The following is a 17,801-nucleotide window of genomic DNA, read 5'->3' as shown; positions in this document are numbered from 1 at the left end:
CACTTTTGTCAATGGCATTCAAACTGCACAAGGCTATGATCTTCTGCTACTTTTTTGCAAAACTCCCTTTTCTGTCAGGCTGCTGTTGCCACCAGATAGAATCCTACCACCATGGCTCCAGAAAGAATCAGCCGCTGCTTGCCATACGGCTCCCGCAAAATGAACCAGCCCACCAGTACGGCTAGAAGCACGCTAGCCTGGCGGAGAGTGACGATGTAGCTGACCTCTTCTGTCTGCATGACGTGCAGGATCAAACTATATGAAGCCAGTGTGCCAGCAGCTGCTACCAGCCCGCGCGGCCATTCTCTTTTCCACACTTCTCTGATTGCCAGTTTTTTCTTTATCAACCAGTAGCCCCAGAATAGCAAATAGCAGAGCATCACCTGGAGGAGAAAAAAAACCGGTCCACGAACACTCGTCGGCATCTCTGGGTGGTTGCTGAAGCTGACCATTGCTGCTTTGTCCACCAGGGTGTAGGCCACCACCGCCCCCAGGGTAATGAAGGCCCAACGGGTGTCTTTCTTGCGAATGGATGTCCTGAGTCCTTCCCCCTCAGAATCACCGCTGTTTCTGAACTGGAGCAGCAAGACGCAGGTCATGACAATCGCAATGCCGATACCACCACGCCAAGTGATCGTTTCTCCGAGTATGAAAAAAGCGGCAACAGGCACCAGTGCCGGTGCCGACCTGGCAATGGGATAGACATACGAAATGTCACCCGTTTCATAGGCAATACTAAGGGCTAGAATATATATACCGTGTATCACCCCGGAGGCCAGGACATAGATCCACAGTTCCTGCGGAATCATCTGTCCAGGTATGCTCAGCAGCACCACTGCCCCAAAGGCAAGCAAAAAAGTACCCTTCAACAGTGAAAACGCCATGGGGCTTTCACTGGATTTGGTCAGGAAATTCCAACCCACATGAATGGCGGCAGATAGCAAAACGAGCACTACAGCGGTTAAATTCATATACCTGACAATTCTCTTGATCGGGGACGAAGGGATAGCCTAATTTGCCACATTGTGTTCGCCGCACTCCAGCATAAAACGACTACTCTCAAAAAGCACCCTGGCCTGGATGTTTCATAAACAGCCGCTTGCAAGTGGTAAAGATTATTGTACCAACGGGGACAAAAACAGCGATCCCGAGAATAGAGGCCATCCTCAATTATCCCTAACTCAACTGGCAGTTGCAGCGAGCAAGATCAGAATTGTTAGGCCAGGAATGGAGAAGAATGAAATAACAACAAAAATTAGTGGAAAAACAACGAAAACCACTGAACGGAGAAATGGCAGCCATAGCAGCTGATCAGGCGGGTCCCAACCAAAGCAAAGAAATCATGCCTTTGTCTGCCAGTATCTTCAATTCAGGATCACCTGTGACCAGTGGCACTGCCTTTTCTCGCGCTGTTTGGGCGGCGAAGGCATCCGCGAAAGCTACAGGATACTGACCTTTTATGCGAGCTGCCTCACGGACTCTGTTGCGCGTGGGTTCCACCAGCTTCACAGGCAGATTCCCCCGCCGAACCTCTTCCCAGAAAGCTTCAGCCTCTTCAAGGTTTCGAACACGTACAAGACGATAGAAGACCTCTCCCAGATTGATCGTGGAAAGGTAACAATTGAATTGTTCATCCTCGGCTGCCCGGGTCAGATATTCTTCTACCTCATGAGCTCCTGCCGCATCCTGTAGCCAGCTCAGCATTGCGAAAGCATCAAGGCAGACGCTCATCAGTCACCTCTTCACTATGCTCGGCCAGGTGATCTGCCAGGGCGGTTGTTCCAGCAAGAACACCGCGCCAGCGTCGCCAGTCCTGCACATTACTGGACCGTATCGGTCGGATGGTGATATGGTCATCTTCGATCTCAACCCGCAGACGATCTCCTTCCCTCAAGCCCAGTGTCTCTCGAATCTCTCTGGGCAGGACAACCTGACCTTTAGAAGAAAGAACTGCTTCGGGCATATTTGATCCCCACTGCTGTCTGTCTTACCGTCATTGTAAGACAGTTTTTCCATTGTGTCAAACAGACGAGAAAGTTCTCATGATCCTTCAGATGGTTGGACATACATCTCGTGTTCTCACCCGCACTTTGTTGGCTGAGGCGGTGCGGCAGGAAGGTCAAACTGGCTTGATACATTGCCTGCCAAATCGAAACCGACATTCAGCTGGAAAAGAAAAGCTTGGCAGAAAAGAACGATAGCATGTTAGTATACCTTAGTTAACAAGGTCGCGCTCTTTTTCGCAGGGAGAAATCATGCAGAGTAAGGAAGCATGGCAGATGACTATCGAGGAGCTCACGAAGGCCGCTCAAGGCGGCAAGATAGACCCTTTCGGAGGCGTTGAAGACGAGATGGTTGCATTGTGCTCCGGGGCTAAACCAGTAATTTTTGATAACTGGCCTCAAACGGTTGATAAAGCAACGTTTGAAAAAATTGTTAATGCTTGGTTCAACCGAAAACCAACCCCGTGCGCTAATACTCTCTTCGTGGCACCGATCGCAGATAGTGACGGAATAATAGGCCTCACCATCGCTTTGAGCAAGAAGACGGCCACGGTTGCTGCAACAGAGATCGTAGAATTGCCCCACGATGCCAGTTATGATGCCAGAATGGGAAAAATCTTGGGGTACTCAGACGCTGATATTGCAGCATGGTATCTCAACATGCGAAATCATGTTGATGCGTTCTTGAGATTTGCTGGTGGACACATGGATAAGGCTACAATTATGTTCGAGAGATTCTGTGCTGGTCTGTCACTTGAGCAAGCCATAGACATTGAAAGCTGATGTTACCGGGCACTCTAGTCCCCCATTATTACTTCCCTGCCGGCGGCTAGATAGTAAACCACGCCATTCTTGCGCACTGTTCGGATCCTTTCTGTTCGAAGCAATCTTCCGAGATATTTCGCTACCTCATTCGGATGCATGTTGAATGCATCGGCTATTTGTTCCGCCGTGCACGGACGGCGCTGCAGCATGGAAAAAACCATCTCTTGCGTAACCGGCATTTTTTTTACTGTGGCTGCGCTGAATTCTGGGATGATCTCTGCCGGCGGCTGAAACAGGTGAACTAGAACACGCATGTCTTCATGTGACAGCGGTTTGACAAACTGTTCAGCCGAGGGACGTATAGCAGTGTTAAATTGAACACGTTCCACATTGATTGTCCTTACCAAAGCGGCGATTTTTCTCACATCCTCGGGCATTGAGTTGACGCCTTCTATAAGAAAAATCTCCAGCCATAATTTTCCGCTGAATTGCGCTGCAAAAACCCTCTGACTTTCAACCAGTTGATCGAACTGCAATTGCTGGTGGGGTCGGTTCACTCTCTCGTAGGAATCCTGATCCCAGGCGCTCAGAGAAACCTTCACAGTATTGGCCTGAGAAGCCGCCTGCCGAACTTCCTGGGACTGCAGCATAGTGCCATTAGTTAGAAGCGCCGTTGGAATTGTGCTCTTTACTTTGATGAACTCGATAACCTCGCCGAAGCAACTATGCAGTGTTGGTTCTCCTGAACCGGAAAGGGTAATATAGTCTGCCTTGCCGTCAGTCTCTAACCACTTTTCCAGTTCGGCAATTACTTCAGCAGTAGGAACGTATTCCTGGCGAACAACGGTCTTGTGTGTTGTTCGCCCCAGTTGACAAAAGATGCAATCCAGACTGCATGTCTTGAAAGGCGTAAGATCCACACCCAGAGACCGCCCGAATCGACGAGAGGGTACTGGTCCAAATAAATATCTATATTTTCTTCTTTTGGATAGATCTCTTTTCCGGGTCATTTACCACCAGATAATCCTGCCGCTTTTCCTGACAGCACGGCGTTCCTCTCTCTTACCAGCTCTCACCATAAGGGTGAGTTGTCATCCACACATCGAATTTTTTCCGCAGCCACCGTTTGAATCTGTTCCTCGACTGCGGAATCAGCAAGGCAAGCCCCGCAAGATCAGTTATGAAGCCAGGCGTCAAAAGCACGACTCCAGCCACGAAGATAAGCAGGGCATCCAGCATTTCCTCTGCCGGGAGTTCACCATGCTCCAGACTCTGCCGAACCCTAACAAGCGTCTGAAGGCCCTGCAGCCTTGCCAGGGAAGCACCCAGGATGCCGGTAACAATCACCACAGCAATGGTATTGAGTGCGCCTATGTGTGAGCCGATTTTGATCAGCAAATAGATCTCTGCGATGGGCACAAGGGTAAAACCTAGAAAGAGCTTGAGAAACATACAAATAACTCCTGGTGAGTCCGTCCACGGCTGCGGCATTTGCAGTATGCAGGACGCTGCTCTGCTCTCTTCAATCGGCGCCATACACCTGGGCTACCATTTGCTTGAACCATGGCGGCCTTTGCAGAAGCACGTAGATGAGCAGAATGCCGACAATTGGCAGAGGAACTACCCAGTCCACCACAGCAATCATAATCAGACCGGCCAATATCTTGTTCTTGCTACTCATTTTAACAACCGTGCCTCCAGATTAGAGGGAAGAATCTGGCTGATGTTGAAATCGCTCTAACTCGTGATCATGTGTTGTTGCCACTGCGTCACAGGACTATTCCTCTTCAATCCTTTGTCTCAATCTTTTCAATTGTCCTCGCCGTATTTTGCTTTCGAGGCGTCTTTCTTGCCACCTTCGTGGGGGCTTTGTAGGTTTTCGCTTTTTGCGGACAACAGTCGCTCCCTTGATCAGTTCTTTCAGTCGGTTGAGTGCATCTTCTCTGTTCTTTTCCAGATTGCGATACCGCTGGGCCTTGATGATAATTATACCCTCTTTTGAAATACGATGATCATTGTACCTCAGCAGCGCTTCTTTACAGGTTTCAGGCAGCGACGATCCCTTGATATCAAAACGGAGGTGCACTGCGGTGGCCACCTTGTTAACCTTCTGACCACCCGCACCCTGCGCCCGAATCGGCTGCAATTCCACTTCATGCATTAGCACAGCTATTTCGTCTGAGATTCTCAGCATGGTCGGAACCCTCAACCTTGCTGCTAAGTCTGCGCAAGTCCCAACTGTGAAAAGCAACCCTCTGCCACAGGGAACACACGACGTCAGTATCAACCAGAATACTCCCTCTTTACAGTCTGTGCAATGTTCTCTTTTCACTGGAGAGAGTCGAGGACTCGTTCTTCAACAGTACACGGTTACATACCCCTCAAGCCCATAAAACCGTGAATGTGGAGGACGGGCCTGTTGTTGCTTCGGAAACCGTGATGCGCTATAGTGGTTTGCATCTTATTGCGGGCCCCGGAACAGCGCTTGCTCGGGAAAAGTACAGGGTACGGAGCTGGCTCCATTAAAGCACTGTTCCGGTCCAATCATTTCATCTGCATCACATCACCAGGCAAAGGAGGAAAAAATGAAGAGAGTAGGGATAATTGCTCTGGCAATTGCCTGCTGTGTGTCTCTTTTGGCCGCGCCGGTCTTGGCTGATCAGACCATGGACCAGATAGAGAAGACAGGCAAGATCAAACTGGGGTTCAGGGAGGGATCCATACCTTTCGCCTATGTGGACCCAAAGGTGGGAAAGCACGTTGGCTTTTCTGTAGATATGGCTCATCTGTTGGCGGAAAACCTCAGCAAACGATTCGGCAAGAAAATTGAGATAGTACCGTACACCGTTACCCCGAAAACTCGTATACCCATGGTAGTAAACGGTACCATCGACGTGGAAATGGGCTCCACCACCTACACCCAGAAGCGGGAAGAACAGGCTGATTTTAGCATGATTTTCTTCTTCTCAGAGACCACCTTCCTGGTTGCCAAGGACAGCGGCATCACCAAGCTGGAGGATCTCAACGGCAAACGGGTGGGTGCCGCCAGGGGGACAACGAACCTGCGGGCAGTGGAAGCTCTGGCCAAACAAGGTAAATTTAAACCCAGGGACATTGTTGTCACTGAAACCCATCCTCAGGGAATGTTGGCTTTGAAAAGTGGAAAAATCGAGGCCTACTCCACTGACCGCAGTCTTCTGGAAGGATTGCGAATGAAAGATCAGCACCCGGAAAAATGGATGACCGTCCCCTTTGCTATTGCCTACGAACCCTATGCCTATATTATGCGTGAGGGAAACTCCGACTTCCGGGACTTCGTTAACAACACCATAATCTGGTCCATCAAGACCGGCAAATTCTTTGAACTGTACGATAAATGGATGGGACCCAATGGTGTTGTCCCCATCCCTATGTCCGAAGCCTACAGGAACTATCTACAGATGATGGTCTATCCCATTTCAGACGGTTGGTGGAAAAAATAGCTCTTCTTCTCGATAGAGGGAGGTTTGTCGGCCTCCCTCTGCTTCTCCCTGTCTGGAATACAACTCATGGGAATGAACTACACGTTCGACTGGGGCGTACTGTGGCGGCAGCCTTACGGCATTTGGCTGCTGCAAGGCATCTGGCTCACCTTGAAGATCGGTTTCATCGCCTGGATCATCGCACTGTTCCTCGGCATTATGATTGGAACCCTGCGGGTGACCCCGTGGCGCTGGTTGCGCTTCGTTGCCACGGCCTACACTGAACTCTTTCGAAATATACCTTTCCTGGTCCAGCTTTTCTTCTGGTACTATGCCGGGCCCATGATTTTCGGTGAACATATCGGCAGGGAAATCAACCAGATTCTGGGTCTCAACTACTACGTTTCTATTTTTGCTCTGGGACTGTATACGGCCTCACGTGTAGCTGAACACATGCGCGCCGGCTTTGCCTCTATCAACAAAGAGCAATATCAGGCAGTTCTGTCAACTGGAATGACCTACTACCAAATGTATCGTTATGTGATTATCCCGTATGCCCTGCGAATCATCATACCACCTATCACCACTGAGTTTCTCACAATTTTCAAGAATTCATCCATCGCCATGACCATAGGAGTGGCTGAATTGACTTTTATGAGCTACCGAATCGACGCTGAAACCTTCCACGGCTTGGAGGCAACTACAGGAGCCATGTTGATCTACCTGCTCCTTGGACTCACCGTGGTGCGCCTCATGGGGATCATTGAAGCCAAATTCAAGATTCCCGGCATGATCGGGAGGCAATGATGTTCGATGCTGTGGCCCGCAACCTGCCGTTCTTGATGGGGGGATTTCTGGTTACCCTCCAGCTCACTTTCTGGGCTCTGGCAGGAGGAATTGCCCTGGGGATCATGGTGGGTCTGGGCAGGATTTCGAGGAGCAAGTGGATCTATCAACCAGTCACTGTCTACGTCAATTTTGTCCGCAATATGCCGCTTATTCTGGTCATATTCTGGTTCTATTTCGTTATGCCCATATTCGCCGGCAGACCTCTCAATCCCTTTCTCTCAGCAGTCATTTCATTCATTATCTTTGAAGCAACGTATTTTGGAGAGATATTTCGCGCCGGCTACCAGTCTATCAGTAGAGACTTGATACATGCGGCCTACTCCACAGGTCTGACTTATTCGCAGACAGCTCGTTATATTCTGATCCCTCTGGCTTTCAGACGCATGCTGCCCAGCCTGATCACCCAATCCATCGTCACTTTCCAGGACACCAGCCTTGCCTTCGTCATCGGTGTGCAGGAGTTTGTCAGACGTACCTCAATTGTAGACAACCTGGAGGTGCGTTCAATTCAGCTGTTCGGATTCGTTGCCATTGTCTTTTTCGTTTTCTGCTTTATCGGTTCCAAGATATCTCTCCACTTTGAAGGAAAGGCGAGGAAGTCAGGAATCCTATGATAGAAATCAAGAATGTCAGCAAGTGGTTCGGTGATTTTCAAGTGCTCATCGACATCAACGAGACAATCCGTCGAGGGCAGACCGTGGTAATTTGTGGGCCAAGTGGTTCCGGCAAGAGCACCCTCCTTCGCTGTATCAACGGACTGGAGCCGTATCAACAAGGAGAGATCCTGGTTGACGGCACCTCCCTGAGCGATCCCAAAACCAACTTTTATCAGCTCAGACAGAAGATCGGTATGGTATTTCAGCGCTTCGAACTGTACCCGCACATGACGGCCCTTCGCAACATCAGCCTTGCTCCCATGAAAGTGCTCAAGAAAACCAAAAAGGAGGCGGAGAAAAAGGCCATGGAGCTCCTTGAAAGGGTGGGCATACCCGATAAGGCCCACGAATACCCGGCCAACCTTTCAGGGGGACAACAGCAGCGGGTTGCCATTGCTCGCAGTCTGGCTATGGAACCGAAGTACATGCTGTTCGATGAGCCCACTTCAGCGCTGGATCCAGAAATGATCAACGAGGTACTCGAAGTCATGGTTGACCTTGCCAAAGAGGGAATGACCATGATCGTGGTGACTCACGAAATGGGCTTTGCCAGGGAGGTGGCGGACGAAATTATCTTCATGGACGAGGGCAAGATTGTCGAACGAGGTACGGACGAGCAATTCTTCAGGAATCCCAAGTACGAACGCACCAGAGACTTTCTCAGCCAGATTCTGGTCTGAGTGCACCATAAAAGAGGCGGGCACAAATGTCACGAAAAGTCATCGGTATTCTAGGTGGTATGGGACCTGAAGCAACTCTGGCTTGCTTTGCCATGATAATTCAAAATACCCCGGCAACAAGAGATCAGGACCATTTGCGGGTCATCATCTACTCGAATCCAGAGGTGCCCGACCGCACTGCAGCCATTACTGGCAAAGGAGAGTCCCCTGTGCCCATGCTGGTGCAAGGATGCAGGACACTGGCGCAGGCCGGTGCGGATTTCATCATCATTCCCTGTGTCTCGGCTCACTATTTCCTGGAAGAATTGCAGGAACAGACAACCTTGCCGATCCTTTCAATCTTTGATATGGTAGCAGAGGCTATAGCGACTCAACATCCCGGAGTCAAAAAGGTAGGGTTGCTGGCCACTTCAGGTACAATTCAGGGCCGGGCATTCCAGAAGCGTCTAAGTGAAAGTGATATCGAGACCATCACCTGCGAGGCAGCCGACCAGAATCTGGTTATGCAGGCCATCTACGATCTCAAGAAAAGCTCCCCCCAACGTTCGCGTCCTGCAATCAGGGCCGATCTCATCGAGGTTGTCGGCAGACTCATCCGCAGGGGAGCAGCAGGGATAGTTGCCGGCTGCACCGAGATTCCTCTGGCTTTGAGCCAGGAGCATCTCCAGGTGCCCTACTTTGATTCGCTCGGCCTGCTCGCCAGGGCTGCCATTCGCCAGGCTGGAATCGAACCACTCTCTGACAGCTGTTAAGCGCCTCTGGAAATTTGCCTCGGCAAATTGCTTTTTGCAAACATCACTTGCACTGAGGGCGCCAGTCGCCAGGCCATGGGAGGATCTAGTCAGAGTTGAAAGCCGGCTATTTTTCGGCTGACCTTTATCAGAGAAGCAGTCGGCTGCAAGGCCGCTTCTACACCAGGCTCACTCAATGCAAAGAAAGGAATCGTTATGAACCTAGCGCGCTTTCCTCGCAGACGATATACTGAAGGCCGCACCCCTCTGGAAAAGCTTTCCCGTCTTTCCCGAGCCCTAGGTGGCCCCACCATTTACATGAAAAGGGACGACCTTCTTGGTCTGGCTGCCGGCGGCAACAAGACCAGAAAGCTGGAATTTCTCGTTGCCGACGCCCTCGCCCAGCAGGTTGACACCCTCATTACCTGCGGCGCGGTCCAGTCCAATCACTGTCGCTTGACTCTGGCTGCCGCAGTTAAAGAAGGCCTGAAATGCCGCCTGGTTCTGGAGGAACGCGTTCCAGGCAGCTACAGCCCCAAGGCCAGCGGCAACAACTTGCTCTTTCATCTCATGGGAGTAGAAAAAATTAAAGTTGTACCCGGCGGCTCCGATATGATGCAAGAAATGCAGCAGGTGGCAGCAGAGGTGGCAGCAGAGGGAGGAAAAGCATACGTGATACCAGGTGGTGCTTCCACTCCCATTGGCGCCCTCGGCTATGTGGCCTGTGCCGAAGAAATACTGGCGCAAGCGTTTGAAAATGGTGTCAGAATAGATCAGGTGGTCTGTGCCAGCGGCAGTGCTGGCACTCACGCCGGCCTGGTAACCGGTTTCTCCGGGACCAACAGCAATATTGACGTAATTGGCATCAATGTCAGCCGCCCCAAGGAGATTCAGGAAGAAATAGTACACCATCTTGCGGAGCAAACTGCCTCTCTTCTCGGAATTGCAGCAGGAATACCAAGAGATGCCGTGCTTTGCTTTGCTGATTATGTGGGGCCGGGGTACTCCCTGCCCACGCCTGAGATGGTGGAAGCCGTTAAGCTGGTGGCCAGAACTGAAGCAATTCTTCTAGACCCCGTCTACACCGGCAAGGCAATGGCCGGCCTCATCGATCTGCTGAGAAAGGATTACTTCCGTAAAGATGAAAACGTGCTCTTCGTCCACACCGGCGGCTCACCCGCCCTGTACGCCTACGTCCCAGAATTCATGCAGTAAAGGGCGAGGGTTGCAGGCCTTGAAACAAGTAAAATGACATCCAACGACCGCCATAATCAGCTGATCGGCTGAACATGGCAGTTGAATTTTTCACTTGATTTTTGCTCTTTCGCTATAGTAAAAGGGATACTCACAACTCAGGTGCCCATCTGGGCTCAATAGGGAATCCCGTGCAAATCGGGAGCGGTCCCGCCGCTGTAACCCTGCTCTTTCCTTCAGGGAAAGGGAACCCTCCTGGCAACATGTTGCCACTGTCTCGCTGAAGCGGGGTGGGAAGGCAGCCTGGGGGGCAGGGAAGCCAGAAGACCTGCCTGAGTACCGGTCGAGGAGGCCACGAGGAGCTGGCTGCAATCGGCGATCCTTGAGGATCAAGTAAACTGGGTGCAATCCTTGAGCTCAAAGCAGCTCAAGGATTTTTTTTTGCACCACTCCTCAACCTCAACCAGTTTCCAGGAGACGGTCGGTTTAGCCCGACCGGCCGTCTCTGGAAACCAACCCTGGCAGAGGTCTGCCGGGCAACAGTTCATCCTGCTCATGCCAGGCAGCAGTAAACACATCCAAAAAATTATTGTCCAGAGAAAGGAGGCAACAGATGAAGAAAGGCATAATCGTTTACCTCACTGACAGCGGCAATCTGCCCGAGTCCTTTTCTGTTGAAGAGGCAATGGCCGGCCTGGGCCTTCCAGGCGACAGCACTGTTCTTGCTGCCGGCACAGAAGGCTTCTACGATGTGGAAGATGCCTGCCATCTCCTGCTCACCCAGGGAGCCCAGCACGTCTCTTGTGTGAAGGCCCGCTTGAATGAAGCAGGCAAACTTGAAATATTCGGAGACCCCTTGCGGTTATACGGCTGATTTTTTGCTGATCCGAATAGGAGTCTTCCACCTTCAGCAAGAGCTATCTTGCAGTTTTCTTAAGGGTATCCAGCCTGTTGCAAAGGCTATATTTCTTGGGAGGGTTTTATGAAAAGAGCACACCTTTTCATTTCGAGTATACTCATGGCAGCGGCGATCGCAGTGCCCGCAACAGCTCAGGAACAGGAAGAGACTACACTGGCGCCAGTGGTGGTTACTGCTACCAGAACCGAGGTGCCAGTCACAGAGCTCGGCGTCTCAGCTACTGTGATAACAGCAGACGAGATCCAGCGTCGCCACATTACTGATGTGTCGCAGCTCCTCCAGAATGTGGTTGGCCTGAACATCTCGCAGACCGGCTCCCGCGGTGGCACAACTGTTCTATACCCCAGAGGCGGTGAGAACAACTTCACGCTCATCATGATCGATGGAGTCCACGTCAATCTGGCCGGCGGCGACTATGACTTTTCGAATCTTACCACTGACAATATCGAAAGAATAGAGATCATTCGGGGCCCCCAGAGCGCCCTGTACGGTTCAGACGCCATGGGCGGGGTAATCAACATCATAACCAAGAGAGGCCAGGGCAAGCCAACCATCAGGCTCTCTACGGCCAACGGCGCGCACCATGAGGGCGGCCGTTACATCGGCGAGCAGAAGATAGGCGTCTCAGGTGGAAACGAGCGAATCGGCTATTCCTTCGCATACGGCAGGATAGACGACAAGGGGATTCTGAACGTGAACAACGACTACTACAATAACACTTTCAGCGGCCGCCTCGACGTCTATCCATCTGAAATCTGGGAAATAAACCTGACTGCGCGTTATGCTGACAGCAAATATGAGTTTCCCACTGAACTCGGCGGAGATCGTGTTGACAAAAGCTTTCCGGGGCTGGATCCTGATCAATATCAGAGAGACCGTGATACGGTTATAGGTGTGCAAACCCGCAACAACATGCTTCCCTGGTGGGAAAACGTCTTCCAGCTAGGGTTTCACAGATCGGACAAGACGTACGACGATCCGCCCAACAAGCAGACCGCACTGGACGCTCCACCCGGCAGTCATTCTGAGAGCAGCGAAACCAGGGCAACTATTGATTATCACCTGAACCTGCGCTTTGCCAGAGGCGAGGCCTTGAAATCCGTATTTACAGCTGGATATGCATACGATAGAGAAGCGCTCGATCTGGACAGTCTGGCCACAATTGTTTTTGGTCCACCGCCTTTCGGTTCTTTTCCATCAACTGAGACCGCTGACAAGAGCCGCCACAATAACGCCTTCTATTTGCAGGAGCAGTTGGGCTTGTTCAACCGCCTGTTTCTCACTGGAGGTGTCCGCGTAGATGACAACAGTGAGTATGGCAGCAAGACATCGCCCAGGGGTTCGGTGGCGCTGGACATCAGGGAAACTGGCACAAAACTGCGGGCAGCAGTTGGCACTGGCATCAAGGAGCCGACTTTTCTAGAAAATTTCGGGGGATTTGGCGCCATAGGCAATCCAAAGCTGGATCCGGAAAAAACATTTTCCTGGGAAGTAGGTGTCGACCAGACTCTACTGAACAACAAAGTCGCCCTGAGCTTCACCTATTTCAACAGCAAGTTCAAGGACCTCATTGCTGCTGTTTATGAAGCACCCATCTTTACCTTCGAAAACATCCAGAAAGCAGAGGCCTGGGGGCTGGAGTTCACCTTTCTGGCCAAACCTGGCCCTGGCCTTACCCTGGGAGGCAACTACACCTATTTGAACACCGAGGTAACAGACGATGGCGGCCTCACGAATCTTGCTTTTGCCAAGGGCAAGAAACTTCTGCGGCGGCCAAAGCATTCTGCTTCCTTTTTTGTGAACTGGCTATGGCGCCAGTTCAATGTAAACATAAGAGGCACCTATGTGGGAGACAGAGACGACCTGTTGTTCCAGGCACTTGACACATCTCCTTTTTACACGTTTACTACCAAGCGTCTGCAAAACAACGATTATTTCACCCTTGACGCAGCAGCCTCCTATACCACCCAGATAAGACAGGGTCCCGTGCAGCAGCTGAAGTTTTTTGTCAAGGGGCAGAATGTCTTCGACAATCATTACCAGGAGGTTATTGGTTATTCTTCTCCTGAATTCAGTGCCATGGGCGGTGTCGAGATTCTGCTCTGACAAACTGCCCTCAACTTGCAAGTAGAGAGAAGTTGTCCAAACAATGACTCCATGCCTGTTCAGCAAACTTGGAGGGAAGAGTGCACCGCTCTTGTTGAGCCTTCTTATATTGCTGTCCACAGTCGGCTACTGTGGAACGGTCACTGATGAGGCTGGCAGGCTGGTTGCAGTGCCGGAATACTGCAAGCGAATAGTCTCCCTGGCGCCGAGCATCACCGAGATTCTCTTTGCCCTGGGTGCCGGCAACCGTGTGGTGGGAGTAAGTCAGTTCAGCAATTATCCAGTGCAGGCCAGGAAAGTTGCCAAAGTGGGCTCTTATGTGTATCCCAATCTCGAGCGCATAGTGGCCCTGCAGCCAGATCTGGTTATTGGCACCAGGGACGGCAATCCCAAAGTTCTGGTGGAGCGTCTCTCAGAACTGGGCATTCCTGTCTTTGTTACCGACCCGAAGAACCTGGAAGAAATTACTGTCACGGTGACCAATATTGGCAGGGTTATCGGCGCCGAGGAGGCAGCCAGCTCGTTGGCCCGACAAATGACCCGACGCATTCATCAGGTGGAAGCCAGAGTGTGTGGAGAACCAAGGCCAAAAGTTTTTTTCCAGATTGGCATCGAACCTGTTATTTCTGCGGGTCGAGGGACATTTATAGACGTCCTGATCAGAAAGGCCGGAGGCTTGAACATTGCCGCTTCCAGTTCAGGCTACCCTCGCTTCAACATCGAGCGCGTTCTCGTGGCCCAGCCCCAGGTCATCATCATCACCTCTATGGCGCGAGGTTTTTCCTTTGAAAAGGCAAAACAGTTCTGGCAGCAGTGGCCGCAGATTCCCGCGGTAAAACACAAGCTGATTTATCCGATCGACTCTGATATCTGTGATCGGCCCTCGCCGCGGATTGTCGACGGACTGGAGACGCTCGCCCGGATTATTCATCCGGAGAGATTTCCCTGAAATTGAACAGCATCTCTGGGCAGTTGCACAACAGCCGGGCTGGGCATCTTTCGACTTTGTTCTTTACAATTAGCCGGCCGGCTATTATCACTTTGGGACCATGCGAGCAACGCCATCCAGGATAACACTCATATCACTGCTGCTGCTGGCAGTGCTCCTTGCAGTCTGTCTGCTGTCACTGACGGCAGGTCCGGCCCATTTACAGAGCGGGGCAGTGCTGCGTGAACTGCTGGGCATGAGGGTCCTCAATGACACCAGCCGCACCATTCTGCTCAAGATCAGACTGCCCCGAATTCTGCTGGGAGCTCTGGTTGGCGGTACTCTCGCTGTGGCTGGCGTTGTGTTTCAGGCTCTTCTGCGCAACCCCCTGGCCGAGCCTTTTATTCTCGGCATCTCAGGTGGCGCGGCCTTTGGCGCTATTCTGGGCATCCTTCTGGGTTGGGCTTTCTTCCCGGGGGTGATGGGGGCATCCTTTGCTGGCGCTCTTGCCACCATTGTGCTGGTCATGGGAATTGCCAGAGGCAATGCTCGCATCCAGACAAATGTTCTGCTTCTCTCCGGGGTGATCGTCAACGCATTTTTTTCCGCGGCCATTATGTTTCTCATTGCCATAACCCGAAATCACAAAATCCACAATATCCTCCACTGGCTCATGGGCGACCTCGGTTTTGCTGCTTTCAAAGAAGTGGCTGTTCTGCTGCCGCTGGTGTTGGTGGGCCTGGCCTTTGTCTATGGAACCGCGCGTCCTCTTAATCTCATGGTCGCCGGGGAAGAGACTGCCATCCACCTGGGAGTTCGCGTAGAGCGCTTGAAAAAGACTCTTTTTGTTCTCGTCTCGCTGATAGTCAGTGCAGTGGTCTGCCTCAGCGGCATTATTGGCTTTGTCGGTCTCATCATACCGCACGCCCTTCGTTTCCTGGTGGGCTCAGATCACCGACTGCTGCTGCCAACAGCCTTTTTCTCAGGGGCTGCCTTTCTGGTAATCTGCGATATGCTTGCCAGAACACTAACATATCAGGGCGAACTGCCAGTGGGCGTACTGACGGCTCTCTTCGGCGGTCCCTTCTTCATATATCTCATACGCCGGACTTTGGAATAGACATGACGCTTGTGGAAGCCAGAAACATTGCCTTTCGCTACAGAAGCGACTGGGTGCTCAGAGACATTTCCTTCACCTTGAACCGCGGTGAATTTCTTGGTCTCATTGGTCCCAACGGTTCTGGCAAGACCACTCTCCTCAAAATCATCAACGGCGTCCTCACTCCTCAACAGGGAGAGGTTCTCTTTGCAGGCCGCTCCTTGTCTTCCTGGGATCGCAAGATTCTCGCTCAGCGCTTGGCAGTGGTCGGTCAGGAAACTCCTGTCGACTTCCCCTTCACTGTACTCGAACTCGTGCTCATGGGACGCTATCCTCACCTCGCGTTGCTGGAATTCGAAAAGGAGCGCGATGTGATTATTGCCCAGCAGGCTATGGAAAGCGTTCACGTCAGTCACCTTGCCAACCGGCGGCTGGCAGCTCTCAGCAGCGGCGAACGTCAACGGGCCCTGGTGGCCCGCGCCCTGAGCCAACAGCCCATATGTCTGTTGATGGATGAACCCACTGCTTTTCTCGACCTTCGCCATCAGCTCGATCTTTTTGTACTTACCCGGAAGCTGGTGCGTGAAGACAACCTTGGTGCTCTGATCATTTCGCACGACATCAATCTCGCTGCCCAGTTCTGTGACCGGTTGCTCGTCCTGGACCGAGGCCGTCTTGTTGTGCAAGGCACCCCGGAGGAAGTGGTTTGCTCCCGTCATCTGGAGCCCGTCTACAAGTGTCGTTTGTACGTGGATCGCAGTCCCGTTTCCGGCAAGCCCCGAATAACGCCACTGCCATCAGCTGCAGACGACCAATTGTGAGGTGCAGCAATGCTTGTCTACATTCATAAAGGCGGACCAGTAATGTATCCGCTCCTGCTCTGTTCGTTGGTGTCGCTGACCTTTATCATTGAACGCTCTCTTTTCTGGCTCCGCCAGAGTCGAGGCCGCAATCAGCAAGTAGTCGACGAAATCTTGCAGCTGGTTGAACAAAACCGCTTCGACAGGATCGATCAGCTCAGCCACGGCGCTCGTGACTATGTGGCTCGCATGCTCTACTGCGGCATCCTTCATCGCCATTTTTCTCTCAAAGATGCTCTGGACATGGCAGCAGAAGAAGAAATCAAGCGTATGGAGAAATACTTGCCCATCCTCGACACCATTATCACACTAGCGCCTCTCCTCGGCATTCTCGGCACGGTGATAGGTATAATCCAGAGTTTTGATCTGCTAGGCGGTGCAGGTATTGAACACCCCCAGGCCGTATCAGCCGGTATTGCTCAGGCCCTGCTGACTACTGCCACGGGGTTGGCCATCGCCATCTTTACCCTGATTCCCTATAATTACTTTCAGTCCCGCGTTGAAGACGCTGTCAGACTTCTGGAAAAATATGGCACCAGTCTGGAGATTGTCTGGAACAAACAGAATCATGGCTGCACTGTTCCTGAGGTCGAGGGCGCTGCCGTTGCCGACAGTTCTCGAGAACCACACTCAGAGGTGAGCTGAAATGATCTGCGGGCTCCTTTCACTCACGTGGCCATTATGTACCGGGAAGGAGCACTTCACTGTCCAATTTTTGAATATGGAGTTCTGTAATCGTCCTGCCGGGGAGGTTTGTCTATGAAGCTGAAAAGGAGGACCATGAAGCGCGGCCGCATCGAGATGATCCCCCTCATAGATACGGTGTTCTTGCTGCTTGTTTTCTTCATCTATGCCATGCTGTCCATGGTAGTTCATAGAGGAATTCGCCTCGACCTTCCCCAGGCGTCCACTGCAGCACTTGATCGGACCGACTATATCAGTATATCTGTAGATGCTTCGGGGGTGATCTACATGGACAAGATCCCGCTCGGACTGGCGGAACTGAAGGAAAAACTGACCCAGAAAAAGCAACTCCAACCACAGCTGAAGGTTTTTATCGCAGGCCAACGTACGGTAGACTACCAGAATATCATAGAGGTATTGGACACTGTGCGCCAGGCCGGCATAACTCAGGTAGCTCTCGAGACAAAGTGGAACGAAACTCCAGAAGGGATTTGATCGCGGCTGGGGCTCTTGCTCTGCTGGTACACCTCTGCTTCTTTTTCTGGGAGGCTCCTCAGGGCTGGCTCTCCCGAGGACAGGGTCCGACCCCGCTGGCCATGAGCGTCACTCTCGTGGCCCTGCGGCCTGCTGCGGAGGTGCGGCCGGCCACCGTTGGAAAACAGAAACCTCGAGCAAAGTCAGCAGCCAAGCCTGCCAGCCGCTCTCCTGTCAGAAGAAAACCTGTCAGCAAGAAAAGGACCACCGTACAGAAGCCCGGCCGCAAGCTGGCCACATCAAAGCCGAAGAAGAAGCGAGTTCAGGCACATAGTCAGCTCCAATCCAGAAAAGCTGCACCAACTAAACCTGCAAGCATAACAGCCTCGCAG

General features: G+C 51.9%; 21 protein-coding genes and 1 riboswitch. Of the genes, 14 read left to right on the top strand and 7 right to left on the bottom strand.

Features of this window, described 5'->3' with window-relative positions; all coding sequences use genetic code 11:
• Nucleotides 1-74: 74 nt before the first annotated feature.
• The 3 genes from JRI89_09770 to JRI89_09760 all read right to left on the bottom strand — a co-directional run bounded on the left by JRI89_09770 (nt 75) and on the right by JRI89_09760 (nt 1,963).
• Nucleotides 75-971 carry an EamA family transporter gene (locus tag JRI89_09770; protein MBW2071530.1) on the bottom strand — a complete coding sequence of 299 codons (897 nt, stop codon included), beginning with the start codon at nt 969-971 and terminating at the stop codon, nt 75-77.
• A gap of 340 nt (nt 972-1,311) precedes the next feature.
• Nucleotides 1,312-1,731 (bottom strand): type II toxin-antitoxin system VapC family toxin, encoded by a 420-nt coding sequence (locus JRI89_09765; GenBank protein ID MBW2071529.1) that lies wholly within the window; start codon nt 1,729-1,731, stop codon nt 1,312-1,314.
• Nucleotides 1,715-1,963, bottom strand: coding sequence for an AbrB/MazE/SpoVT family DNA-binding domain-containing protein (locus tag JRI89_09760; protein MBW2071528.1), 249 nt, complete (start codon nt 1,961-1,963; stop codon nt 1,715-1,717). Before JRI89_09760 ends, JRI89_09765 begins: the two co-directional genes overlap by 17 nt.
• Nucleotides 1,964-2,255: 292 nt before the next feature.
• On the opposite strand from JRI89_09760, the gene JRI89_09755 reads away from it, so the two are divergent.
• The gene (locus JRI89_09755) at nt 2,256-2,786 is read left to right on the top strand and encodes a hypothetical protein (GenBank protein ID MBW2071527.1); all 531 of its coding nucleotides are present in this window, start codon (nt 2,256-2,258) and stop codon (nt 2,784-2,786) included.
• A gap of 14 nt (nt 2,787-2,800) precedes the next feature.
• On the opposite strand, the gene JRI89_09750 is transcribed toward JRI89_09755, so the two are convergent.
• From JRI89_09750 to arfB, 4 genes are all read right to left on the bottom strand, one after another.
• Nucleotides 2,801-3,688, bottom strand: a complete 888-nt coding sequence (locus JRI89_09750; GenBank protein ID MBW2071526.1) for a radical SAM protein — start codon at nt 3,686-3,688, stop codon at nt 2,801-2,803.
• Nucleotides 3,689-3,830: 142 nt separating this feature from the next.
• Entirely contained in the window at nt 3,831-4,220 is a 390-nt protein-coding gene (locus JRI89_09745; GenBank protein MBW2071525.1) for an FxsA family protein, read from the bottom strand.
• A gap of 70 nt (nt 4,221-4,290) precedes the next feature.
• Nucleotides 4,291-4,449, bottom strand: coding sequence for a hypothetical protein (locus JRI89_09740; protein ID MBW2071524.1), 159 nt, complete (start codon nt 4,447-4,449; stop codon nt 4,291-4,293).
• 96 nt (nt 4,450-4,545) lie between these two features.
• Nucleotides 4,546-4,962 carry an aminoacyl-tRNA hydrolase gene (gene arfB / locus JRI89_09735; GenBank protein MBW2071523.1) on the bottom strand — a complete coding sequence of 139 codons (417 nt, stop codon included), beginning with the start codon at nt 4,960-4,962 and terminating at the stop codon, nt 4,546-4,548.
• A 391-nt stretch (nt 4,963-5,353) separates the two neighbouring features.
• Here arfB and JRI89_09730 point away from each other — a divergent pair, with 391 nt between their 5' ends.
• The 13 genes from JRI89_09730 (at nt 5,354) to JRI89_09670 (ending at nt 17,430) form a co-directional block, all read left to right on the top strand.
• Nucleotides 5,354-6,250 carry a transporter substrate-binding domain-containing protein gene (locus JRI89_09730; GenBank protein ID MBW2071522.1) on the top strand — a complete coding sequence of 299 codons (897 nt, stop codon included), beginning with the start codon at nt 5,354-5,356 and terminating at the stop codon, nt 6,248-6,250.
• Nucleotides 6,251-6,316: 66 nt separating this feature from the next.
• Nucleotides 6,317-7,036, top strand: a complete 720-nt coding sequence (locus JRI89_09725; GenBank protein ID MBW2071521.1) for an amino acid ABC transporter permease — start codon at nt 6,317-6,319, stop codon at nt 7,034-7,036.
• Nucleotides 7,033-7,692: an amino acid ABC transporter permease gene (locus JRI89_09720; protein ID MBW2071520.1), complete on the top strand. Its 660-nt coding sequence runs from the start codon at nt 7,033-7,035 to the stop codon at nt 7,690-7,692. The genes JRI89_09725 and JRI89_09720 overlap by 4 nt, the downstream gene beginning before the upstream one ends.
• Nucleotides 7,689-8,414, top strand: a complete 726-nt coding sequence (locus JRI89_09715) for an amino acid ABC transporter ATP-binding protein (GenBank protein MBW2071519.1) — start codon at nt 7,689-7,691, stop codon at nt 8,412-8,414. The genes JRI89_09720 and JRI89_09715 overlap by 4 nt, the downstream gene beginning before the upstream one ends.
• A gap of 26 nt (nt 8,415-8,440) precedes the next feature.
• Nucleotides 8,441-9,166, top strand: coding sequence for an amino acid racemase (locus JRI89_09710; protein ID MBW2071518.1), 726 nt, complete (start codon nt 8,441-8,443; stop codon nt 9,164-9,166).
• Between the two features lie 195 nt (nt 9,167-9,361).
• On the top strand, nt 9,362-10,360 hold the full coding sequence (locus JRI89_09705) for a D-cysteine desulfhydrase (GenBank protein MBW2071517.1): 999 nt from the start codon (nt 9,362-9,364) through the stop codon (nt 10,358-10,360).
• Between the two features lie 122 nt (nt 10,361-10,482).
• Nucleotides 10,483-10,690: riboswitch (cobalamin riboswitch) on the top strand.
• A gap of 262 nt (nt 10,691-10,952) precedes the next feature.
• Nucleotides 10,953-11,213, top strand: a complete 261-nt coding sequence (locus tag JRI89_09700) for a hypothetical protein (GenBank protein MBW2071516.1) — start codon at nt 10,953-10,955, stop codon at nt 11,211-11,213.
• A gap of 108 nt (nt 11,214-11,321) precedes the next feature.
• Nucleotides 11,322-13,364 (top strand): TonB-dependent receptor, encoded by a 2,043-nt coding sequence (locus JRI89_09695; protein ID MBW2071515.1) that lies wholly within the window; start codon nt 11,322-11,324, stop codon nt 13,362-13,364.
• Nucleotides 13,365-13,458: 94 nt separating this feature from the next.
• Nucleotides 13,459-14,313, top strand: coding sequence for a cobalamin-binding protein (locus JRI89_09690; GenBank protein ID MBW2071514.1), 855 nt, complete (start codon nt 13,459-13,461; stop codon nt 14,311-14,313).
• A 100-nt stretch (nt 14,314-14,413) separates the two neighbouring features.
• Nucleotides 14,414-15,412: an iron ABC transporter permease gene (locus JRI89_09685; GenBank protein ID MBW2071513.1), complete on the top strand. Its 999-nt coding sequence runs from the start codon at nt 14,414-14,416 to the stop codon at nt 15,410-15,412.
• A 2-nt stretch (nt 15,413-15,414) separates the two neighbouring features.
• Nucleotides 15,415-16,212, top strand: a complete 798-nt coding sequence (locus JRI89_09680; GenBank protein MBW2071512.1) for an ABC transporter ATP-binding protein — start codon at nt 15,415-15,417, stop codon at nt 16,210-16,212.
• A 9-nt stretch (nt 16,213-16,221) separates the two neighbouring features.
• Nucleotides 16,222-16,896, top strand: coding sequence for a MotA/TolQ/ExbB proton channel family protein (locus JRI89_09675; GenBank protein ID MBW2071511.1), 675 nt, complete (start codon nt 16,222-16,224; stop codon nt 16,894-16,896).
• Nucleotides 16,897-17,010: 114 nt separating this feature from the next.
• Nucleotides 17,011-17,430, top strand: a complete 420-nt coding sequence (locus tag JRI89_09670; protein ID MBW2071510.1) for a biopolymer transporter ExbD — start codon at nt 17,011-17,013, stop codon at nt 17,428-17,430.
• The last annotated feature ends 371 nt before the right edge of the window (nt 17,431-17,801 follow it).

It is taken from the genome of Deltaproteobacteria bacterium, from assembly GCA_019309045.1.
Lineage (GTDB): Bacteria > Desulfobacterota > Syntrophobacteria > BM002 > BM002 > JAFDGZ01.
Note: the sequence above shows the minus strand (reverse complement) of the source record. Positions and strands in the feature narration are given on the sequence as shown.